This is a genomic window from Pseudohongiella spirulinae (assembly GCF_001444425.1).
In the GTDB taxonomy this organism is placed as follows: domain Bacteria; phylum Pseudomonadota; class Gammaproteobacteria; order Pseudomonadales; family Pseudohongiellaceae; genus Pseudohongiella; species Pseudohongiella spirulinae.
Genome location: NZ_CP013189.1, coordinates 3247615 through 3270361, shown reverse-complemented (window position 1 = coordinate 3270361; position 22747 = coordinate 3247615). Strand labels below are relative to the sequence as shown.

19 protein-coding genes are annotated in these 22747 nt (G+C 55.1%); 5 read left to right on the top strand and 14 right to left on the bottom strand.

Going from position 1 to position 22747, the window contains the following annotated elements:
- Positions 1-50: 50 nt before the first annotated feature.
- From PS2015_RS15030 to PS2015_RS15015, 4 genes are read right to left on the bottom strand one after another with little or no spacing between them, the layout of a single operon-like run.
- Positions 51-1727, bottom strand: coding sequence for a nuclease-related domain-containing DEAD/DEAH box helicase (locus tag PS2015_RS15030; protein ID WP_058022993.1), 1677 nt, complete (start codon positions 1725-1727; stop codon positions 51-53).
- Positions 1727-3601: a DUF1998 domain-containing protein gene (drmB, locus tag PS2015_RS15025; protein WP_058022992.1), complete on the bottom strand. Its 1875-nt coding sequence runs from the start codon at positions 3599-3601 to the stop codon at positions 1727-1729. The genes PS2015_RS15030 and drmB overlap by 1 nt, the downstream gene beginning before the upstream one ends.
- The gene (locus tag PS2015_RS15020) at positions 3591-6776 is read right to left on the bottom strand and encodes a helicase-related protein (RefSeq protein ID WP_058022991.1); all 3186 of its coding nucleotides are present in this window, start codon (positions 6774-6776) and stop codon (positions 3591-3593) included. The genes drmB and PS2015_RS15020 overlap by 11 nt, the downstream gene beginning before the upstream one ends.
- 5 nt (positions 6777-6781) lie before the next feature.
- A complete protein-coding gene (locus PS2015_RS15015; protein ID WP_058022990.1) occupies positions 6782-8638 on the bottom strand; it encodes a UvrD-helicase domain-containing protein in 1857 nt (618 codons plus the stop codon).
- Between the two features lie 308 nt (positions 8639-8946).
- Between PS2015_RS15015 and PS2015_RS15010 the strand changes: the two genes are divergently transcribed.
- Positions 8947-10182: a type II restriction endonuclease gene (locus tag PS2015_RS15010; protein ID WP_058022989.1), complete on the top strand. Its 1236-nt coding sequence runs from the start codon at positions 8947-8949 to the stop codon at positions 10180-10182.
- Here PS2015_RS15010 and PS2015_RS15005 read toward each other — a convergent pair.
- Positions 10173-10592: a very short patch repair endonuclease gene (locus PS2015_RS15005; RefSeq protein WP_335338279.1), complete on the bottom strand. Its 420-nt coding sequence runs from the start codon at positions 10590-10592 to the stop codon at positions 10173-10175. The two genes, PS2015_RS15010 and PS2015_RS15005, sit on opposite strands and share 10 nt — an antisense overlap.
- 117 nt (positions 10593-10709) lie before the next feature.
- On the opposite strand from PS2015_RS15005, the gene dcm reads away from it, so the two are divergent.
- Together dcm and PS2015_RS14995 are read left to right on the top strand one after the other, a co-directional pair.
- Complete coding sequence (gene dcm, locus PS2015_RS15000) at positions 10710-11972, top strand: DNA (cytosine-5-)-methyltransferase (protein ID WP_058022987.1); 1263 nt, start codon at positions 10710-10712, stop codon at positions 11970-11972.
- Between the two features lie 92 nt (positions 11973-12064).
- Positions 12065-12322 carry a type II toxin-antitoxin system ParD family antitoxin gene (locus tag PS2015_RS14995; RefSeq protein WP_418054912.1) on the top strand — a complete coding sequence of 86 codons (258 nt, stop codon included), beginning with the start codon at positions 12065-12067 and terminating at the stop codon, positions 12320-12322.
- A gap of 54 nt (positions 12323-12376) precedes the next feature.
- Here the strand turns inward: PS2015_RS14995 and PS2015_RS15865 are convergent, their stop codons facing one another.
- The 5 genes from PS2015_RS15865 to PS2015_RS14970 form a co-directional block, all read right to left on the bottom strand.
- On the bottom strand, positions 12377-12832 hold the full coding sequence (locus tag PS2015_RS15865; RefSeq protein WP_058022986.1) for a class I SAM-dependent methyltransferase: 456 nt from the start codon (positions 12830-12832) through the stop codon (positions 12377-12379).
- 29 nt (positions 12833-12861) lie between these two features.
- Positions 12862-13113 (bottom strand): methyltransferase, encoded by a 252-nt coding sequence (locus PS2015_RS15860; RefSeq protein ID WP_058022985.1) that lies wholly within the window; start codon positions 13111-13113, stop codon positions 12862-12864.
- Entirely contained in the window at positions 13110-14255 is a 1146-nt protein-coding gene (locus PS2015_RS14980; protein WP_058022984.1) for a Fic family protein, read from the bottom strand. Before PS2015_RS14980 ends, PS2015_RS15860 begins: the two co-directional genes overlap by 4 nt.
- A gap of 160 nt (positions 14256-14415) precedes the next feature.
- A complete protein-coding gene (locus tag PS2015_RS14975) occupies positions 14416-15738 on the bottom strand; it encodes an ATP-binding protein (protein WP_058022983.1) in 1323 nt (440 codons plus the stop codon).
- A gap of 172 nt (positions 15739-15910) precedes the next feature.
- Positions 15911-16777, bottom strand: a complete 867-nt coding sequence (locus tag PS2015_RS14970; protein ID WP_058022982.1) for a YicC/YloC family endoribonuclease — start codon at positions 16775-16777, stop codon at positions 15911-15913.
- Between the two features lie 120 nt (positions 16778-16897).
- Here PS2015_RS14970 and rph point away from each other — a divergent pair, with 120 nt between their 5' ends.
- Together rph and pyrE are read left to right on the top strand one after the other, a co-directional pair.
- Positions 16898-17620 carry a ribonuclease PH gene (gene rph / locus PS2015_RS14965; protein ID WP_058023432.1) on the top strand — a complete coding sequence of 241 codons (723 nt, stop codon included), beginning with the start codon at positions 16898-16900 and terminating at the stop codon, positions 17618-17620.
- 29 nt (positions 17621-17649) lie between these two features.
- Complete coding sequence (gene pyrE, locus PS2015_RS14960; protein ID WP_058023430.1) at positions 17650-18297, top strand: orotate phosphoribosyltransferase; 648 nt, start codon at positions 17650-17652, stop codon at positions 18295-18297.
- A gap of 98 nt (positions 18298-18395) precedes the next feature.
- Here the strand turns inward: pyrE and slmA are convergent, their stop codons facing one another.
- From slmA to coaBC, 4 genes are all read right to left on the bottom strand, one after another.
- On the bottom strand, positions 18396-19046 hold the full coding sequence (gene slmA, locus PS2015_RS14955) for a nucleoid occlusion factor SlmA (RefSeq protein WP_058022981.1): 651 nt from the start codon (positions 19044-19046) through the stop codon (positions 18396-18398).
- Positions 19046-19963: an acetylglutamate kinase gene (gene argB / locus PS2015_RS14950; protein ID WP_058022980.1), complete on the bottom strand. Its 918-nt coding sequence runs from the start codon at positions 19961-19963 to the stop codon at positions 19046-19048. Before argB ends, slmA begins: the two co-directional genes overlap by 1 nt.
- Positions 19964-20049: 86 nt before the next feature.
- Positions 20050-21468 carry a phosphomannomutase/phosphoglucomutase gene (locus tag PS2015_RS14945; RefSeq protein WP_058022979.1) on the bottom strand — a complete coding sequence of 473 codons (1419 nt, stop codon included), beginning with the start codon at positions 21466-21468 and terminating at the stop codon, positions 20050-20052.
- Entirely contained in the window at positions 21465-22685 is a 1221-nt protein-coding gene (gene coaBC, locus PS2015_RS14940; protein ID WP_156412803.1) for a bifunctional phosphopantothenoylcysteine decarboxylase/phosphopantothenate--cysteine ligase CoaBC, read from the bottom strand. Before coaBC ends, PS2015_RS14945 begins: the two co-directional genes overlap by 4 nt.
- Between the last annotated feature and the right edge of the window lie 62 nt (positions 22686-22747).

Here is a 22747-nt window from a genome sequence, read left to right as displayed (position 1 = left end):
AAACAGCCAATGGATCTGCGGTGCTTGGGTAATTGAAGGTGTAAAGCAAATCATGTCTCCTGTGACAGCATTCTTATTTCAGAATTGGAGGCGACAACCGCCAAGTACGCTTTTGCCCTAGATATTGCTACATATGCGAACTCACGGCGCGCTATCTCGTCTCCCAACACCAACAATATCACCGCTGGGCGTTCAAGCCCTTTAAATCTTAAAACAGTGTCAACCACAACTGAATCACTTAACAGATTGTCCGCATCAGTGAAGTTTATGCCCGAACCTTCAGTAAGCGCTAAGAATTCGTTCTTTGCATTTTGGGAATTTACAAGAATTGCTATTTCGCTTGGTTTGGCATCTTCATTAATTATTAGACGCCTCAATTCCTTTTTAGCCAGCACAAGCTTGTTCTGATGATTTTCTGCTATGATCCAATTGACATCCAGCCCGTCAGGGCCGTCAGCGGTAATCATTGGCCCAAAGTAATGCAGCATTGCTGCGTTGTGAATGTTCTTGGTGTTTCTTAGATTTCTGGTTAATCGTATAGGGATGGCGCTAAGGTCTTGCAAAGACGAGTCTCCATCCCCGTAAACTTGTTGATTGCTATCCATAAAAACTCGTAGTCTACCGTTCTTGTTGATGCAGGCTTCAATCGCAATCCACCACGTATTTTTAAAATCCTGGCCTTCATCTACAACGATTGAATCCCACTTCAATGAAGGGTTTAAATGTACAGCTTCGTAAAGTGAGTTAGGCAAGGCATCGTTATACAGTGCTTTTTTTTCTTGTACAGAGTTGATTTGAATACCGGCTTGATGGGCTGCAAATCCACACAATTCATGGAAGCTCAAAACGAAAAGGTTGTTAATTTCCGCTGTCTTGGTTTTGACATATCTGGCTAATGATCGTCCATGGCATACGAAGAGGGTTTTATAGCCAAGTTGTGCTGATCCGATGGCCTCTTGGATAGCAAGTACGGTCTTTCCTGTGCCAGCTCCACCTTTAATAAGAGCACGAGGCAAGTCCTGAATCATCTCTAGAATGTGATATTGTGAGGGTTCTAAAGTTGAAAATTCAGCAGCTGCCTCTGATAACGCAGCACCGACTCGGAAGCTGAGTCTAAATGGGTGCGCCAGTGCATTTGTCAAAGCTGCCACGCCGTCGTGCCCTAAGGGTTTGCAGTCCGACGGTGTTTGCCCTTCCCTCAATCGTTGGCGAATCCAAGTCAAGAACCCACGGTTAAATTGTTTTGCGCAACAAAATATTGCGGCAGGCTTGTCTGACCCTAGATTCGTCAAGGGAGACGCAACGCTCGGAAATATTACTCCATGAGCGGCATAGATTTTTCTCTTAGGCCAGTGGCGGGAGCTGTTTAGTCTTGACAGCATTTCATGCTTTGCGCTTCGTGCCTGTGCAACAGGGTCTTTGATCTTATGTATAAATCCATAATGATCTGTGCTGCGCCACAGTCCGTCAGCAGGATCAAAAGAGATTTCTTTTCCACCTTTCACCTCTATAGCTAGTATGCCTAGAAGTGGATGAGCTACGAGAAAGTCACACTCTCCATCCTTCTCATTTCCCAGCCTGTCCGTTCCCAGCCAAGGACTCGAGTAAAAGACATGGAAGCTGTCGTCGAGAACATCGGCTAGGCGGTTGTAAACCCGAACCTCTGCCTTCCGACGTGGGTCATCTAAGATCGACCGGGGTAGCTTTCGTGGCCAAATTACTGCCATCAGCTTCTCCGAAGCATCTCTTCGAAGTAGCCGAGGCCCGAGTTCGTGCCGTCGCCGGTGAGGAGTGCACGGTCGAGGAAGCTGTTGAACGCTTCACACGCTGTCTCCGGGGCAAGACAGCAGGAGTGGCACACCGAATGGGAATAGCTTTTCTCTGCTCCCATCATGTCAGTGATGCAGAGCGGGTCCGAAGAGCACCATTCGATCGCATCGATTGCACGTTGGAGAATGCCTGCAATGCGCCCCGACTTCCCTTGACGTTCAAGCCCTCCAAGCGTTCCATCCGAGTCGGTGGTCGCGGTATAGATGAGAAGTCCCGCCATCTGCTCCTCGCCAGTACCGGCGTAGATCCTCTCTTGGAGAGATGCCGACGAGTATCCGCATTCAAGCGTGAGTTGACGCATGAGAGCATGCGCAAGGGTGTGGCAGAGCATGTAACGCGGGCTGATCGTCTGAGGTGGCTTACCGTCTTCTCCGTACCGTTCCTTCCAGTCGGCTTGGTGCCGCGTCTCGCACTGGGAAACACGCGCCATGACGTCTGGCCGGTTTTCCCAGCTCGACAAGCGGTCCTCGTTCAGGGCGAGAAAAATGCCTTCGCCGCGGACCTCGATGGCTGGCAGCCATTCAAGCGGCTCCTTGGAGAGACGAGCGACCTCTGGTGAGTCCGGATCGCCTGGTGGATTGATACGGGTGAAGCCTTTAATGGCTCGCACCTCTCTTAACCGGACAGCCCTCACGACCCGAGAAATCCATGGGACAATCTCGGTGGCGACGGACTCCCGGCGTGTTTCGAAGTCGATGTCGAGCGTTCTGCTGCGACCGGGTTCCGTGACGAACTGCCGATACTCTGCCGGTCTCAGATCATCAGTCCGCAGCTGTCCGTAAGACGTGAGACGGGCGCGGATCGCCTCCGCCAGCTGACCTGGCGACAGCTCTCGCTCCTTTAGTATACTCTCCAATTTGCTGCGCACGAATGGATTGCTTAGACCATGATGAATGTAGTTCTCCAGTGTTGAAAGATCATCGAGGTCTGTCAGATCGCTCCACAAGTCGCCCAAATCTTCCTGCAGGGTATCCGACCAAGGTGGAATGCTCAGAGCGGACTCCGTAACGGCGAAATACAGGTTCGACGCCCCTCTTTGAACTGCGTATTGCTCCTTGCCACAGCTTTCATCGCCATCGGCCAGCCATGGTCGATAGCCGTGGCATTTGGGGCCGCGTTCCCACGTCTTCTTGGAAAAGACGCCATCCATTGATCGGCGCGCACCACACTTCGGGCAGCTGAGGATAAGACCGGCAAGCCCCGGCCTCTCTGACCTCAGGACAAGTCCCGGGTGGCGATCCGGATTTTCCCGCTTCGCCACTAAACATTCAGGTCTGTGGCCGACCCACCAATCCCACGGAAACTCGTCAACATGCCCATGCTTGCAAGCCATGACGAAGCGGACTGGGATGACAAAGACCTTGCTGTCGCCATGTGTCGTTTCGGTGCACGTCGGGCAGTAACGATAGGCCTTACCCGGGTCATTCTTCCATCGGCGCTCAGGCTTGATCATATCGCAGCTGGGGCATTGCAGCCATTTCGGGAAGCGCACGGCAACAAGCCGTCGGGTATCCGGATCGCCTTCCATTCCCCGTTCGAGCGCAACTGGGGGCGTTCTGAATCCCTTGACGCCAAGCTTCTTCTGGAGGCGCGTCTCGCGGATGAGCTGCGGGTGCGCCAGCCCTGCCGGAGGAAAGGATCGATCCCATTCCTCGAGCCCCGCAGCTATGCCAGAGACGGCTCCGCCACCTGCCCTGAAGTCCACGACGGAACCTGGACCAAAGGTAGAAACGACTGCGCTTCGCCTCAGTTCCTGCAACTCATTCTTCATGCGTATCGTCCTTTGCTCTCAGTATTGGGGCCATCCTGAAGGGGGTTCCGGCCTCGACGGTCCGCATGGAGTTGAGGGTAGGCCATGCGGCGCCAGCATCACGTCCGGATGCTCGACGTGCGGCAGCGCGTTCGGCGCTTTGCAAAAGGGATTTACCCCCCTTGTAGTCACTCCAGTAGACCGTCGGCGATCTTGCTCTCCATGTGTCGAGGCGCCGTTCTAGTTCATCCCGCACAGCTGTCTCTTCGGGATCGATGCGCTTTGCCCGCTCGACAATGAGGTCGATGAGATCCATCGCCGCGTCTTCCGCCTCGTCTTCCATTCGAGGGGAGTCGAGCATGGCCGGAACCAGATGGCGTACTGCCGCTACAAAAGAGGCATGTAGCGCCCTGTCGCGAGCACGCGAAGCGAAAGGTGTGACGCTTGTGGCCTCAACGTCCCTGTACAATGTGCGATGCCAGCTGCAAAACGTCTCGAAATGCGAGCGGTCCCTTGCCTTGGCGTTGTTGAGGACCGAAACTACAAGGCCGCTCACGTCACCACGCCCGACGCGGCTCGTCGACTGGATGTACTCTGCGATCGTCTTTGGTTGCCCGTTGACAAGCATCAGCCCGAGTCGGGAGATGTCGACGCCGACACTAACCATGTTAGTCGCAAGCACTGCATCGACTGCACCAGGAGCCCCAACCTTGATATCGAGAAGGTCGAGCATCTCGCGGATCTCCTCCTGTGTCCGGCGAGAGGTAAGTTCTTCGACGTTGCTAAGAGGGCGCTTCTCTTCTGACCGAACATTCGCGTAGAGCGCTATACTGTCGGTGACGTCATCCTGCATCAGAACAAGGGCGCCGCCGAGCTCCCGAAGAGAGTTGAAGTAGCCGACAAGCGTCCAGTAGGCGTCCCTACGGACATCGTCGCTGAACGCTCCGAAGGCAGTCTGCAGCAGGGAGCCAGCCACTGCCTGAAGGGTGAACTTTGCGGATCGCCCGGCCGTCGTGACCCCGAGATATCTCCGTCCTTTGGCGCTGGGGCGACGGTCGCGCACCGCAAACCCTGAATCGTCATGGTCGATCGCCGGCGGCGGAAACTGGAACGCCCCGCGATCAAAAAGCGCCAGAACCTGTTCCGGCGCCCTGCGGATTGTAGCAGTCGAGCCGATGACCTTGGCGCGATGTCCGCGCGCGGCAAACATCAGGTCGAAAGCGGACTCATAGACGCCAGCAATTGTCCCGAGCGGGCCGGAAATGAGATGAAGCTCGTCCTGGATGATTAGGTCAGGAGGGGACCCTTCCGAGACGGCAAACAGGCTGTTGGTTCGCTTTTCACGAACCACCTGAGCGAACTTGTCTGCCGTTCCAATGATCAGCGTCGGACGATTGTCGTAGACATCCTCGTCCACGGTATGGACAGGGAGCAGCCCGTAGATCGCGCATTCGGGGTTCTCGCATGAAACCTCCACAGGCGATGTCGAGCTTGCTATCGACCAGTTCAGCTTCGATTCGCAGGCAGGGCAACGTGCGAGTTGCTTTGGCGAAGCTACCTCCTGCGAGCGCTGGACGATGGAAGCGTAAGCGGCTTTCCGTTTGTTGGGGGTAGCATCACTGCCAACCCACAGGCCGATCGAAAAAGGCTCTCTGCCCTTAAGGGGAAGTCCCTTGGGAGCGGCCACCCGACCAGAGCGGATGGCCTCAAGGGCCACGATCATTGCGGCGGACCGCGCAAACTGTTGGGTTGTAAGAAGACGAAGCGTATAGCGCATTAGGGCGCAAACGCCGCTGTGGTCGTCCGCATTGTCTGAGAGGCGTCGGTAGACGGCGATGCACGCGATCAGCGCCAGGTAAGCCTCGGTCTTGCCGCCACCCGTCGGGAACCAGAGCAGATCCATGACTCCTCGGTGCTCGTGATCCCGGAGCACCGACGACGGAGCGCTCAGAAGCAGAAAACCCAGCTGGAACGGGCGCCAGCGGAGGGAGCCGTGACGACCCTTCGACTTGTCCCACGAGTGCTGCAGGTGCATGGCGAAGTTTGCCAGCTGGAACGCTCTCCGTAGCCTCGGGTTGGTGTCGAGTTCATCAACTGAGGCTCGCATGCGATCCAGGGCTTTGTCGCACTGGATGAGATGCGCATGGGCAACATGCCTCAGGGTTGGGGCGACGTCCCCGGTATCTTCCAGCCGCTTCTTCTGTGTCTCGATCCACCGAGCATAGGCGTCACAGAAGGTGACAAGTCCGTTCTTAAGGGTTGTCGAGTCAGCGGAGGCCAGCGCCTCGGCCAGAAGAGGGTCGAATGTCCCTTGTTCATTTCCCAGCTCTGCGAAATATGGATGACCATTGGGATCCACTCCCTCGACAATGGTCGATGGCAGCCATGTCGTCGCAACCCACCGAGCATGGGGTTGTGAGCCTGCCGAAGCCTCTGCCTCTTCCCACTCGGCCGAACAGACGTGGCCGACGGCAAACTCCGCGACGTTCCTGTAAAGGAGCGTTCCGCTCTCCTCGTCGCCGACCGCGCAGGTTTCGGTCGGCTCTACCGGAGCTGCGCGTCTTGGAGGCTTTGGGACCAGCAGAGTTCCCTCGCAGGGCTCGATGCGGAGCGAAGTCTGAAAGAGAGAGGCCGCCTCGATCTCGTTTCGGTCCTGCTCTGGAACCACCGAATTGACCAGAGCGAGAGTAGCCAAGACGGTATCCTTAGCCTTGATGCATCTGACGCTGAGAGAAACTACAGGAAGACCATTTCCATGCTCGGCAAGCTGGATCTCGCGCGTCGGACCGGGCGTTAGTTCAACGGCCGCAATTTCCACACTGTGGGGTTGCCGAACCCATACTTCGCCATCGTCGCGTTTCTCTGTCCGATAGGTTCCAAAGCTGCAGACGAAGCGTACCTTCGCGATACCCTCCGCCTTTGTGCTGAAGGATATGCCAGCGACGGAAGGCTTCTGAACTGATCCGGTCCGAACGGCATCGCTTTCGCCATCGCTTTCCTCCGCAGCGCTCGCTCCTGCTGTGCCGAGGCGATCATCATCCTCGCCCGACATGGCGGTGCGCTGAGGCCAGAGGATGCCAGTCAGGTAGACATCAGAAGGCCGAGCTGTGAGTGTTTCGTCTTCGGCCCGGGGGCCGACAAGGTCCTCGGCAAGCCTGAGTGCGACGATGTCTCTGTCCGCTGATTTATCCTGCATGGGAGCTAATTCCGATGAAAAAAGAAGAATGGAGGGAAGGCCGCAATTCTAGGTGCGAGGACGAAGCCTGAGGAGGCATAAGGCTCGTTTAGCGTATTGAGGTCGCTGTCATCGGGAGCCAGCACGATAGTGGCGCTACCCTGACCGCGGACATGGTTCACCTTGCTTGGCGGATTGTGACTGTGCTTCTGGTTCTTGTTCTCAAGTATCTTCCAAAGGTCGAAATTTAGATTGCGTGACATGACGCCGACAAATGGACCATCGTCGCCAACGCGTATTCTGTAGCGCCAATCGAGTGCACGATCCGCTTCCAGCTTGTAGGTCGTGACGACATCTGCATTTTTTGCGAGCAGGGCCTGACCGGCTTTTGCATCGGTCGCACTGAACTCGCTGCGGCCGACGAGTCCACGAGCGGCTATGTCCCCGTCGCGACCGACTTCGACCATCGTGGATTTGCCGTTCCTCACGGACCGATGAACCCGGCCTGATGCGAGGGTCGACGCTCGGAAAGCGTTACTCTCACCGACGATCAGGGATGTGCGAGCACGTGTTGCGCCGACAAAGAGTACTCTCGCTTCCTCGGCCTCGTCCTCGGCGCTCTCGAATTCTGCGCCGTTCGGAAGAAGCAACACGACGTTGCTTGCCTCGCGGCCCTTACTGGCATGAATCGTCCCGACGATCGGTCCTTGAAGACCATACTCGGGGAGGGTCAGTTCCACCGGAGGGCGCGCCTGACCCAACCGTCGTCTCAGCCTCTGCATGTCTACCGAGCCATCCTTTCGCCCTGCAACGCGCACAAGGTGCTGCCATGCTTCGCGTGGTCCGTATTGCGGTGTAGCATTGTTTTCGATACGTGTGGCCCAGAGATCGAGGAAATGCCGCTCGGCCAGATGGGGCTCGACAAAATCCGAGAAGCATATTGCGAGCCATGCCGGGAGCGTCGCTCCGTATCCTGACAGGCGCAGCCGATGGGGGAGGTCACAAAACTGGGAGGCCATCAGCACTTCGCCGCGAGTTCTGAAGAGCAGAAGATCGTCTCTGGTGAAGTCAGCGACCTTCATCTGGGTCCACTTCAAACCCTTTTTGTCCGCATACTCCCGGATCCGCTCTGCAGTCTCGGCGTGGAAGCCGTCGCGATGCCTGTTTTTGTCGAGGACGTCCTTCCGCAGATCCGAGAAGATCTTTTGCAGCCCGGGTGATGACGTGCGATAAATCTCCTTCAGGATTAGTGTGTCGAAGCCCATGGATTTATCTGAGCGAAGCCTGTCGAGCAGAGATTTACCGGTTTTGACTGCTCCGTCTTTCCGATGTCCGATACTATCGTCGGAGAACCCATAAATAGCTTGGGCCTCGTCAGCGAAGACTGTCACCCCGCAGTCTGAAGGCAATTTCTTTACCAGTTCCTCGATCAGGTCTGCCCGCTGTCCTACGAGGTCTTGCGCCTCATCGATGACAATATGCTCAATCTGCGACAATTCATCGGCGACATCCTCATCCGATTTCACGAGACCAATGACCCGGGCGATGTTATCCTCATAGGAGCCGGTCAGTCTCGCATTCGGATCGTGTCCGGAGTGGATGGACCATGCGTGTGAGTCGATCGTCGCTATCCTTATAGCGAAGGAGGCATCGCCGGCGTAGGAATGCAGCCGTGCGCGAATTTCAGCCACAGCAGTTCTCGTGAAGCTAATCAACCAAGTATTGCTTGGCTCCACGTCACATTCGTTGATTAAGTGCGCTAGCCTAGCGCATGCGATTGCAGTTTTTCCCGTTCCAGGTCCTGCTGAAACTATTATTCGTAAGTTGCTTGCTTTGCTAATAATCTCGAGTTGATCTTTGTCCCAAACGTGTGAACTGGTCATTCTGCATGCTTCCTGCAAGTGTCCAATAGATCAGTGGCAACCTCTGTTTCGAAAACCCCTCAGTAACTTACTTACGAAGTAACTATTTGATCTAAGATATAAACAATCAGCTAGCGGGAGTCACTTGTTCGACAGTTGTAAGTCCATTCATCAAGAAAGCTCTCCGGATAATCGGATAAAGTTAGAAATCACTAATATACCAACTTCTTACCACTGTACTTGCAGGTAACGCTTCGATGATCTTTAATAACTCGTCGAGAGTCAAGGTCATATTGTCGCACATCGAAGTTGTACGCTAGGAGCAGGGAATGTTCGAAAATTTGACAGATGTATTTAGCGCCGTCGCCGTAAAGTACCTGACAGCAGTCGACGCTGATCCGGGGACTTCGAACCAGCATGAGATCGGTGGACTTGTGAAGGCTGGGATGGCCGAAGCTATGGGATACCCCACCAATGGAGATAAGTTCGTATTCCCCGCAACCATGGTTTATATCGATGATTATTCTGATGAACCAATTGTGTGTGAAGACATTGTCACTTGGTACGACAGTCGATACAGTCAGCAGCATCGTCGGCCAGAATACAGGCTGTATTACCGATCGAACGATGTTTCCGAAGAGTTTCAGCAGGGTGATTTTTGTCTCATAGCATTTACGAAAGATCGGTCCCTCCTAATGATCTTCTGTCGTCCGGATACGGTAGTGGAGCGCCAGTTACAAGCATTGTTTGGTGCCAGCCAGACTAAAATTGACGACTCTCTTAAGCGTGTACCTATCGAGAGACTTGAGGTTGTTTCCCCAATACGCTTGATGCTGGCCAGGTATGGCTTCGAGTTAACAGTCACCGACAAAGATGATAGTAAGCGCCTTCAGATGATCCGCGATGAGTTTGGAGATACGTTCCCCTCAACGAAAGTATTCTCTGCCTTTGCCAGGGGATTTGTCACAGACGTCGAGTTAGTCAAAGATCCTGATTTGGCATTGGTCAGGTGGATGGAAGAAGAAGAAAAGATGTTTCGTTTGCTGGAGCGCCATATCGTTCAGGAAAGGCTGACTACTGGATTTGGCGAAAATGGCGATGACATCGATGAATTCATCAGGTTCTCCTTGAGCGTACAGAATCGCCGCAAGTCGAGAGTGGGGCATGCTTTCGAGAATCATATAGAAGAGTTATTGAGACACAATGGAATAAGATTTCAGCGTGGAGTTCACACAGAAGGGAGCCAAAAACCGGACTTCCTCTTCCCGGGTAAAAATGAGTATCACAGCCCTTCGTTTCCGGCAGAGCGATTAAGGATGCTTGCAGCCAAGACGACATGCAAAGAGCGTTGGCGCCAAATACTATCAGAGGCGAGCAGAATTCCCCGGAAACATCTGATTACGCTAGAGCCATCAATATCAAATGAACAAACTGCACAAATGATAGAGCATAACGTTCAACTGGTCGTTCCTTGGCCAGTACGCGCGACCTACGCGTCCGGACAGATAGAACACATAAACACATTCAAGGACTTTATTCGTGAGATTCAGGGAATCTATTCATGATGAACGGTCATTTCATCTATAACTCGTGCCAATGTCTGTTCGGGTGCTGACTTTATCTCACACTCCCAAGCGACGATCACATTCCACCCAGCGCATTCTAACTCCCTGGATTTCTGGAGATCTCTCTCAATGGTCTTTTGAAATTTGGGAAGCCAGAATTCAGTTCGGGATTTGGGGATATATGCGAATGGGCAGCCTTCATGTCGGTGCCAGAAACACCCATTTACGAAAATGACGGTGCGGTATTTGGGAAGCACGATATCCGGCTTACCCGGTAAATCGTGCGCATGAAGTCGGAAGCGAAAGCCGGATCGGTGCAGAAGGGTCCTTAACCGGCGCTCGGGGCTGGTGTTTTTGGCCTTGATGCGGCTCATATTCCAGCTTCGCTTTTCAGGCGTAAGGGTATCGATTATTAGCTCCGGAAAGTATTATCATGACTACTGTATAAAAAAACAGTTTTAATGGTTGTGCTTGGTAATCCTTTAGGGCATTATGTCCGCAAAAATACCCAGATAAGGATCCCCTCAATGAACAATCTCGAATCTCTTGAGTTACTCCAAAAAGCCCGTACAGTCTACAGTCAGAGGGAAATTGCGTCACTGTTGGGTGTGGATGCACGGACAGTGCGTCGCTGGGAAGCTAAGGAATGTGAGCCGCCAACCTACATTACGGATGCAATTCGGCAGCGCATTTTGCAATTTCAAAGCAATCGAAAACATTCTGACGGCTCATTTAAGTTTATTGATCTGTTTGCAGGCATAGGTGGTATTCGCCTCGGGTTCGAGAGGCAGGGTGGTCATTGTGTGTTTACCAGCGAATGGAATAACTTCGCTCAGAAAACCTATCTGGCTAACTTCCCCGAGACAGCTGATCACTCGTTTGCAGGGGACATCACTCAGGTCCATGTAGATGATATCCCGGATCATGACGTGCTGCTGGCAGGTTTTCCTTGTCAGCCTTTCAGCATTGCCGGGGTTTCCAAAAAAAATGCGCTGGGAAGACCGCACGGTTTTGAATGTGCAACACAAGGTACGTTGTTCTTTGACGTGGCGCGTATTATCGCCGCTAAACGTCCGAAAGCGTTCTTGCTGGAAAATGTAAAGAATCTGCTCTCTCATGATAAAGGTAATACCTTTCAGGTAATTCTTCAGACTTTACACGATGAGCTTGGCTACGAAGTTCATTACAAAGTAATTGATGGCCAGCATTTTGTTCCTCAGCATCGTGAGCGAATCATAATTGTCGGGTTTAGAGAGGGAACAAACTTTTCGTGGGAGGATCTGCAGCTACCGAAGGCGGATAGCGCTCCCCGGATGAAGAATATTCTGCATCCACAGGACGGAAGTGAATCGCCAGAACTTCCTTACACTGAAGGCACTAAAGCTAAGGTTAACGAAAAATATACGCTTACTCCGAAACTCTGGGACTATCTGCAGGCATACGCTGCAAAGCACAAGGCTGCTGGAAACGGATTTGGATTCGGCCTGGTTACAGGCGATTCGGTCTCTCGGACTTTGTCTGCAAGATATTACAAAGATGGCTCAGAGATTCTGGTTTCTCAAGGTACCAGAAAGCGCCCTCGCAGATTGACTCCAAGGGAGTGCGCGAGACTAATGGGATATCCAGATTCGTTTAAGATAACAGTTAGTGATACTCAAGCATACAAACAGTTTGGTAACAGCGTGATCGTACCTGTCATGGAGGAAGTTGCCAGAATTATGGTTCCGCGAATCCATGCCATAACCAAATCAGAACATGAAGATTCGTTTCAGATTGGACTGGCTATGTAGGAATTGGCGGGGGTGGGGTTAAAGATGTACGACATAAAACTCATCAAAACACCAGAAGATCACGCTCGAGCTCTGGCGTGCCTGAGCGAGTTATGAAGCTGGAGGCGGCCGTGGCTAAAAACATCAGCATTTCCCTTGGCGCTCATTTTGATGAGTTTATTGCTCAGCAAATCCAGAGCGGGCGTTATGGTTCCGCCAGCGAGGTTGTGCGCACCGGGCTCCGGATGCTTGAAGAGGCAGAAATCCGCCGCCAGCATTTGCGTCGGTTGCTGTCGGAAGGGGAAAAGAGCGGATTTGTCGATTACGACTATAATTCTCTTATGGACGAACTGGACAAAGAATCGCATTGATGCACACGGTTAAGCCGACCCAAAAGGCAGGAATGGCCTGATTGGTATTCCCTGCTAAATTTCATTCGTAGTAGCCAACACAAACACCTCATACCCAAACACCCCCTTCGCCCGCTCCGCCAGCGCCACCTCCCGCGCGATATCCCGCAGCGCCGCCGAGTCAGGCATCACATCGCGCAGTTCCGCAACCCTTGCCTTTAGCGGCCGGTAATAATTGTCCCAGCCCGCCTCGCTCAGGGTGAAATGCGCCAGCACCTGATGACCCAGCGTGGCGATTTGTTCCAGCCGGGTCGGCACGCTCTGCATGTCCGGATACTCCCGCTGCCAGTATGCCCTGGCATCATCGCTGGCTTGATCGCTCAGCCACACCATGTCGCTGAAGACCAGCGTGCCCTGGGCGCTGAGCAGGGGCTGCCAGGCTTGCAGGGCGGCTTCTATACCCTTGATGTAAGCCGAACCCTCGGCCCAGATCAGATCAAAACTGCCTGGTTCAAAGGGCAGTGCGTCCATGCTGGCGCAGCAGGCGGTGACACGCTGGCTCAGGCCCAGGTCGACAACAGACGGGCCAGCGCGCCGGCTTCGGTATCAATGGCGGTGATGTGTGCCTGCGTGTGTTGCGCCAGCAGCAGGGTGGCGAGCCCTTTGCCGCAGCCAATGTCGGCGATGCGCTGTGGTTTGCCCGGCACCTGCTGCAGCGCCCGCAGGGTGTCGGCATCGCTGCCGGGGCCCCAGCGTTCCAGGGTTTGGAAGGCCGTCATGAAGTCGGCCATGTAGGTGGTTTGGTCGGTCATGGTGTCTCGGCCCGAAACAGCCGTAAATAGGCATCGAATACATACAGCCGATTGCGATGCTGACCCGTGATTTCAACAAGCACGCCATGGCTGACCAGGTCGGCCACCAGGGCGGCGGCGGTGTTGGTTGAGGTGCCAATGGTCTCGGCGGCCCACTTGATGTCGATAACCGGTTGGCCGTAGAGGTGGCGCATCAGGGTGTGTGCATTGCCCTGGCGGCGGGCACCAAAGTGCGGAAGGACATCTCGCTCTATTCCTTGTTTCAGGTCTATGATGGCGCGGAACACCCTGGCAGCGGCGCGCGCGGTTTCCTGGATGCCGAACAGGAAAAACACCAGCCATTCACGCAGGTGATTACCGTGGCGTACAGCCATCAGATGGTCAACATAGGCGGTTTTGTTGCGCTCGAAGTAGTCCGACAAATACAGCGCCGGTTTGTGCAACAGCCTCTCGGCTGCCAGGTACAAAGCAATCATCAGTCGGCCCAGTCGGCCGTTACCGTCCAGGAACGGGTGGATGGTCTCGAACTGGTAATGAGCGATACCAATGCGCAGCAATGGGTGCAAAAAGAAGTCTTGTGCGTTCAAAAACTTCTCCAAATCCCCCATCAGCTGGGGCACGTGCTCGTGATGTGGTGGCACAAAGGCAGCGTGATTCAGGCTGACGCCAATCCAGTTCTGACTGCTGCGAAACTCTCCCGGCAATGTGTGTTCCCCGCGCACGCCCTGCATCAGAATGGCATGGGTTTGCTTCAGCAGCCTGACGGACAGCGGCAATCTGTCCAGAGATTCGATGGCGAACCTGAGAGCTTGAATGTAATTCTGGACGTCGGTCCAGTCGTCCCGCTCGTCTGGCTTCAGATCATCGGCGTCTTTAAAGGCATCCTCGATGTTGGTCTGAGTGCCTTCAATCCGGCTGGACTGGGTAGCCTCTTTTGCGACATAGGTGCGGATGAAGAAGTCGATGCCGGGAATCAGCTGGCTGAAGGCGTTCAGTTCGCCCAGCGCACGATCGGCTTTCCCCAGCAGATCCATTAGCTCGGGGTCGGCAATCACCCACTCATGGCAGATGTGTTCAGGTAAAAAAGCCTTGTATTCGTAGCGTTGCTCGTAGCGCCCTGCATTGAAATTAGAGATATTCATATGTCAGAAACTCGCGAGTTTTTGATATAGCGCCTCATCCTATTTCAATTTGGCGTGGAATCGCAAGTCTTATGTCAACTTAAGATTAGTTTCTGACATAACGACATTCCGTATGTCAGAAACCGGCAAAGTTTTTATTCGTCCAATTGTAAGTTTTGGGTCATTCTGACAACAAACCACGCACCACATGCCCGGTGTAATAGAGCGGAGCCACGATGTTGTGTTGCTCCAACATCGACGAGCCCTGCGTGCCGGTTAGCTTGATGGTTTTGTGCGGTGCGCACTTGTCGATATAGGACTGCAGCGACTTTGCCCGTGTGCGTTTACCGCTTTTGACCTCTATCGGTACGATGCGTCCGGCATCATCCGCGACGATAAATTCCATCTCGGCGCGGGCGTCAAACCACGCAAAGGTGGGGTCCTGCCCCAGCGCGACCAGCTCCTGCTGCACAAAATTCTCGGCCACAAAACCCTTGTATTCGTAGCCCTGTTGTTTGATGGCTTTGTAGCTCATTCCCAGCATGTGGTTCAGCAGGCCAGTATCAAACAGGTAGAGTTTGAATCGATTGTCTTTTTTGTACGCAGCCAGCGGGTAGCGCGGAGTGCCTTCAACGGGATAGTTCTTCAGCACCAGACGGCATTTCTCCAGCCAGGTGATGGCACTTTCCAGCTCGCCGTAGCGAGATTTACGCTCGTAAATGCCCTTAAAGCGGAAGCGCTGCACGGAGTCGTCCAGTACCGCGGACAGTTGCGCGGGCACGTTGCGAAACACGGCTTCAATCAGGCTGGCGTCAGTTTTGCCTGCGTATTTGCCAAAGTCGCGCAGGTAGCCGGCCACCAGATCGCTGTGGATCTGTGTGACGGTCTGCACCCGCTCCAGGATGCTGGATTCTTTCAGTTGAAACCAGGTATGAACGGCCTCTGGCATGCCGCCCGTGAAGTAGTAATCAGTCAGGGCGTCAAACAGGCGCGTGTGGGCAGCGGCGGAGTTGGCTTGCTGTTCGAAGGCTGTCAGCAGTGGGGCATCACCAGAGGCCATCAGAAATTCGTGGAAGGTGAGAGGGCGCAAATTGTATTGCTCGACCTTGCCAACCGGAAACGCTGTCAGCAGGCCGATGTTGGATCCACTGGCGGCGACAAAGAAATGCGGCGCTTTTTCGGCGAAGTATTTCAGGGCGGTCACGGCGCGCGGGCATTCACCGATCTCATCCAGGATCAGCAGGTCGCTGGCGGGGTCAAACGGCTGGCCACTGAGCAGCTCCAGACTGGTGATTACATCCTGCGGTGTCAGTGAGCCGCTGAATGCCTCAGCCATCTCCGGGGACTCCAGAAAATCGATGTGCAACACGCGCCGGAATGTCTGACCCAGCAGGGAGGTCAACAGGTAGGTTTTACCCGTTTGACGGGCGCCGTCAATCAGCAGCGGTTTGCGGGTCGGCTGTGCTTTCCAGGTCAGCAGTTGCTGGGTCAGTGAGCGCTGCATTGGGCATCCTGATGGGTGTTGGTAGAGGGCCATTACACTTTAATGCGCATAAAAATGCAATATTTAACATTTTTATGCGCATTAAAGTGTGGTGATGCCATCGGCACATCAGAAAGACATGTCGATATTTTGCATAAATTTCGACACGAAAGGATTGGCCAGCCCGCCTTGTTTACTCAATATTCTGGATCTGCTCCCGCATCTGCTCAATCAGCACCTTCAGCTCCACGGCGTTCAGCGTAGTCTCTGCGACAATCGACTTGGACGATAAGGTATTGGCCTCCCGATTCAGCTCCTGCATCAGAAAGTCCAGGCGGCGGCCGATCGGCTCGTTGGTGCCCAGTACACGTTCCACCTCAGCGACATGCGTGGCCAGACGATCCAGCTCTTCATCCACATCGGCCTTCTGGGCCAGCAGTACAATTTCCTGTTCCAGGCGGGTGGGATCGAGTTCTGTCTTCAGCGCATCCAGGCGAGTGCGGATATTGTCCTGCTGGCGCTGCAGGATCTCGGGTAGACGTTCGCGGATATTGCTGACGATGGCGGTAATGGCAGCCAGTCGCTGTCGGATCAGTTGGGCCAGCTCTTCGCCCTCGCGCTGGCGGGCCGTGTTGAAGTCGCGCAGGGTTTCCTGCAACAGTGCCATGGCGTCGCGCTGAATGGGGGTGGCATCCACTTCGTGTTCCTGCAGTACGCCAGGCCAGCGCAGGATCTCGTGTACGCTGAGCGGGCTGGCACCCGGGATCAGCTGGTGTACCTGCTGGCTCATGTCGCTGAGCTGGCCGACTATGCCAAGGTCAAGTTCTTCCTGACGAGTGGTTTCTTCGCGGGTCTGAATGCGCACCTGACAGTCTACCTTGCCGCGGGCGATGGCTTTGCGCAGAGCGTCACGGATCGCCGGTTCCAGGGGACGCAGCAATTCCGGCAGGCGCAGGCCAGGTTCCAGGTAGCGATGGTTGACCGAGCGGATCTCCCAGCTCAGGGTGCCCCAATCGTATTCCTGCTGCTTTCTGGCGAAAGCGGTCATGCTGGCTGCCATGCTGTCCTCCTGTTCTGAATGCCGCAAGTTTATCGCAATCGCCTGCTGAATGCGGGATAATTGCGCTTCAATTCAAAGATATCACACCGAGGTTCCATGTCAGTTTCCACACCTGCCGTCATCACCCGCCCCAGCCAGCGCGCCGCCAATCAACTGCGCGATATTCGCCTCACCCGCCATTACACCAAGCACGCTGAAGGCTCGGTGCTGGTGGAGTTTGGCGACACCAAGGTGATTTGTACTGCCAGTGTTGAAGCCAGTGTGCCGCGATTTTTGAAAGGCACAGGGCAGGGCTGGGTGACGGCGGAGTATGGCATGCTGCCACGCTCGACCGGCAGCCGGATGGATCGTGAGGCGGCGCGTGGCAAGCAGGGCGGCCGTACGCTCGAGATTCAGCGTTTGATTGGTCGCTCTTTGCGGGCGGCACTGGACATGAATCTGCTGGGTGAGAACACCATCAAGCTGGACTGCGATGTAATTCAGGCGGATGGCGGCACACGCACCGCCTCAATCACCGGCGCCTGTGTCGCCTTGTACGATGCGGTGGGCGTGATGCTGGAACGCAAACTGATCAAACAAAATCCAATCAAACAGCTGATCGGGTCGGTATCGGTGGGTGTTTATAAGGGCATGCCGGTGCTGGACCTGGATTATGCAGAAGATTCAACGGCAGAGACCGACATGAATGTAGTAATGAACGACGCCGGACGTTTCATTGAAGTGCAAGGCACGGCAGAAGAGGGTGATTTTGACTTTGGGCAACTGCAGCAAATGATGGAGCTTGCACAGCAGGGCATTGAGCAGTTGATTGCCACGCAAAGGGAGGCGCTGGGTCTGTCATGAGCGGCACACCAGGAGGGCAGGACATGGCACTGCAACCGTATCAGTTGCGGTTTCTGGAGTACGCAATCGAGCATGAGATACTTCGCTTTGGCGAATTTACATTAAAGTCCGGGCGAGTAAGCCCTTACTTTTTTAACGCTGGTCTGTTTAATACCGGTGAGGCGTTGGCTTTTATCGGCAGTAGTTATGCGACGGCGCTCAATGCCAGCGGGCTGAACTATGATCTGTTGTTCGGGCCGGCTTACAAGGGCATTCCGCTGGTATCGGTGACGGCCGCAGCTTTGGCCAGTGAGCATCAGGTCAATAAGCCTTACTGCTTTAACCGTAAGGAAGCCAAGACCCATGGCGAAGGTGGCCAGATGGTGGGCTCACCGTTGCAGGGCCGGGTGCTGATTGTTGATGACGTGATTACGGCAGGTACGGCGATTCGCGAAGTCATGGCCATGATTGCAGAGGCGGGCGCCAAACCGGCGGGCATTCTGGTGGCGCTGGACCGGCAGGAAAAGGGTCAGGGTGAGTTGTCGGCCATTCAGGAGATCGAGAAGGAGTTCCATGTGCCGGTGCTCAGTCTGATCAACCTGAATCAGATCATCAGCTACCTGCAGATGCAGCAGGATGAGGATTTGAAGGCTTTTTTGCCGGCTATCCGTAATTACCGTCAGCGATACGGGGTCTGAGCGACAATGCGGAGGCAGCAACGGGGCTGAGGGTCTGCAGTCGCTGCCTGCACGACAGTAATTGGCGCCCAGATATGACGCCGGGCAAAAATTTCCGGTCAGAAATTATAGGGACTGGGGTCGGCCGCTTCTTCATTAAACGGCTGCAGCAGGTTCTGCGCCAGATAGGCCCACTGTTCCTCCCAGTGCTCGGTGGGTTTGTGCGCAAATTCGCTGCGTACAAACTGCACCAGCCGCCCTTCGGCACTGGCCAGCAGCAGATTGGCCAGCACAGCCGGGGATACTGGTGGTTTCATGCCTTCCCGGATCTGCGCTTCGCGCAGCACCTGCTTCAGCTGGGCTTCCAGTCGATCAAACAACTGACTGATACGAGCGCGCAGGCGATCTGTTTCGCCAGTCAACGCATCGCCCGTCATCAGGCGGGTCATACCGGGATTCTTTTCGGCAAAGGTCACCAACAGGGTGAGGATCTTTTCACAGCGCTGAGAAGTGGTCAGGTCGTCCTGCAGGATCTTGTTGATACGCGTGAACAGGGTATCTTCTATAAACTTGATCAGCCCTTCAAACATGCGGGCTTTGCTGGGGAAATGGCGGTATAGCGCCGCCTCTGAGACACCCACTTCGCGGGCCAGCGCCGCGGTGGTAATGCGGGCGCCGGGGCCGGTTTCCAGCATGTGCGCCAGAGCCTGCAGAATCTGTTCCTTGCGTGAGGTTTTGCGTTCTGCGCGGGCGTGTACGGCTGCGTTCATCAGTGGTCCTCTCCAACTTTACGGATGTTGCTGATCAGCGTGCCAACGCCGGTGTGGGTAAAGATCTCCAGCAGGACGGCGTGTTCAACGCGGCCATCGATGATATGTGCACTTTTTACGCCGTTGTTGACGGCATCCAGTGCGCAGCGAATTTTGGGCAGCATGCCGCCGTAAATGGTGCCGTCCGAGATCAGTTCGTCAACCTGGCCTGTGGTCAGGCCGGTCAGCACCGTTCCCTGTTTGTCCATGACGCCGGAAATGTTGGTCAACAGCATCAGTTTCTCCGCACCCAGCACTTTGGCTATCTCGCCAGCCACGGTGTCGGCGTTGATATTGTAGGTGGCGCCGTTTTCGTCAACGCCAATGGGGGCGATGACCGGGATAAAATCACTGTGCTCAATCATGTTGAGCACTTCTTTATTGATGCCAGCTACCGTGCCGACCTGGCCAAGATCCAGCAATGTGTCGGCCTCGCCATTATCGCCGGTCTTCTTTTTCATCAGCTTGGTGGCTTTGATAAGGTTGCCATCCTTGCCGGTAATACCAATAGCCTTGCCGCCGTTCTTATTCAGCAGTGCCACAATTTCCTGATTCACCAGGCCGCCCAGCACCATCTCCACCACATCCATGGTCTGGCTGTCTGTGACGCGCTGGCCTTCGATGAATTCAGACTGGATATTCAGGCGCTCCAGCAAAGAACCGATCTGTGGGCCTCCGCCATGTACAACCACCGGATTCATGCCCACCAGCTTCATCATCACAATATCGCGGGCAAAGCTGTTTTTCAGGGTTTCGTCGGTCATGGCATTGCCGCCGTACTTAACCACGATGGTGCAACCGGTAAACTGTTGAATATAAGGCAGTGCTTCGGTCAGTACATTGGCGATGTTTTTAGCGGCGGCAAGATCCAGGGGCATAGAGACAGTCCGGTTATGTCAGTGTAATACGTGAGTCAGGCAGTATATAACGACTTACACCGTTTGTTAAAACGGCGCTTGAGCCGTCAGGCGACAAAGTCGAGTCGGGCATCAACCTGCTGCAGCAGTTGGCGGAAGGCTTGTTGTATAGTCTGCAGCGCTTGCGCATTGCAGGCTTCAAAGCGCAGCAGCAGCGCTGGCGTGGTATTGGAGGCGCGGATCAGTCCCCAGCCATCTTTGAAGTCGGCCCGCACGCCGTCCAGGCAGTTGACGCTTGCTTGCGGGAAGCTGGCCAGTTTGCTGATGCGCGCCATCAGTTCAAACTTCTCGGATTCTTCAACCGCTATGCGCAGTTCCGGCGTGGTCAGACTGGGTGGCAGGGTATCCAGCATCTGGTCGGCGGAGATCGGGCTGCGGGCCAGGATTTCCAGAAATCGCGCACCGGTGTAGGGGCCATCATCATACCCGAACCAGCGATCCTTGATAAAAATATGGGCCGAAAACTCGCCGCCCACCACGGCGCCGCTATCGCGCATTTTTTGTTTCATGAATGAGTGGCCGCTGCGACTCATGACCGGCTGGCCACCCAGCCGGGTGATTTCACCGGCCAGCAGGTTGCTGCATTTCACGTCGAACACCACTTTGGGCGCCGGACTGTCATTGGCATATCGTGGCAGAATGTCGCGAACCAGCAACATCAGTAGCCGGTCCGTATCGATAACCCTGCCCTGGTCGGTCACCATGACCACTCGATCGCCGTCGCCGTCCAGTGCCACGCCCAGATCTGCTGAGTGAGTCTTTACTGACTCTATAAGGCTAGCCAAATTGGCATTGATGGTGGGGTCGGGGTGGTGGTTAGGGAAGCGACCGTCAAGCTCACAATACAGCTCAATCACTTCGCAACCCAGTGCGCGATAGAGCTCCGGTGCAACCAGGCCTGGCACAGCATTGCCGCAGTCGACCACCACCTTCAGTGGTCGCTGCAGGCTGACCCGCTCCTTGATGTATTGGATGTAGGCCGGCTTGATGTCCTGCTTTTGCAGCTTGCCGCGAGACTGATCGGGTGGCCTTACTTTATCCGGGCGGCTGGCCAGAAAATGCGCCTGGTCACGTATGCCCAGAATTTCCTCAGGTGTCAGGCAGGTTCCGTGACGTACCATCTTGATGCCGTTGTAATCAGCCGGATTGTGGCTGGCGGTCAGCATGACACCGGAGTCGCAGTGCGTCGTGTGGGTTGCAAAGTACAGCAAAGGCGTAGCAATCACGCCCAGATCGATCACATGGCAGCCGCTATCAAGAATTCCGTTGATCAGAGCCTGCCCCAGAGCCGGGCTGGAAAGACGTCCGTCAGCGCCCAGCAGCAGCTCATCAATACCCTGCTGCAACGCCAGGTATCCGATTGCCTGGCCAATAATGCGGATATTTTCAGTGGTCAGGTCCTGGTGGGCGATGCCGCGGATGTCATAGGCGCGGAACATGACATCCGGTATGCAGACTGCCGTCATTGCGCTGTTTCCGGTTTGTTGGCGTCCAGTCGCTGACGAATCAGCATCAGCATCTGGCGGGCCACCAAATGTTTGTTGGCCGGGCCCAGCTCCTGATGGTCTTCGCTGCTGCCGGCAGGCCAGATGGCGGTGGCGGCGATACTGTCGCTATTGAAGGTGGCGGTGGCATCATTGGCAAACAACAGATCCAGGCCTTTGCGCTTCAGTTTGTCGCGTCCGTACTCGACCACATCCCGGGTTTCGGCCGCAAACCCCACCACAAAGGGGCGCTCCGGCAGCGCGGCCACGGTGCCAATGATGTCGGGATTGCGAACAAGAGTCAGTTGCAGGGTTTCGGCCGTTTTTTTGATTTTGTGGTCGCTGCTTTCGGATACCCGATAGTCAGCCACGGCTGCAACGCCAATAAAGACGTCGGTGTCGGCAACGGCCGTCAGGCTGGCGTCCAGCATCTCCTGGGCGGTTGTGACCTTTACAAGTTCTACTCTGTCGGGGGCAGGCAGATTCACCGGGCCACTGATCAGCGTAACACGGGCGCCCGCCTGAACGGCTTCGGTCGCCAGCGCATAGGCCATTTTGCCGGAGCTGTGATTGCTGATAAAACGCACCGGATCAATGGCTTCGCGTGTGGGGCCGGCGGTTAACGTGATATGCAGACCGTTCAGAAGGCCGGGTTGATAAAGGTCGGCGCACAGCCTGGCCAACTCGGCTGGTTCCAGCATGCGGCCCGGGCCGACATCTCCGCAAGCCTGAGAGCCGGCGGCGGGGCCAAACACATGGGCGCCGCGTGATACCAGCGTCGCCAGGTTGTCCTGGGTGGCCCGATTCAGCCACATGCCCTGATTCATGGCCGGTGCCAATGCTACCGGTGCTTTGCTGGCCAGCAGCAGGGTGGTGAGCAGGTCATCGGCATGGCCGGTGACCATGCGCGCCAGAAAGTCTGCGCTGGCAGGCGCGACCAGAATCAGATCCGGCCAGCGTGCCAGCTCGATGTGCCCCATGCCCGCTTCTGCATCAACATCCAACAGGTCCAGATGCACCCGATGACCAGACAGGGCCTGCATGGTCAGCGGAGTAATGAATTCGGTGGCGGCCCGGGTCATGACCACCCGCACATCGGCACCTGCTTTGCTCAGAAGTCTGGTTAACTCGGCACATTTATAGGCTGCAATGCCGCCGGTCATGCCCAGCAGTATGCGTTTGTTAGCCAGTGTGGCCAGTGAATCTGATTGCATGGGCAAAGTCCGTTGCAGATGTGTATCTCGCATTCTATGCAACAGGA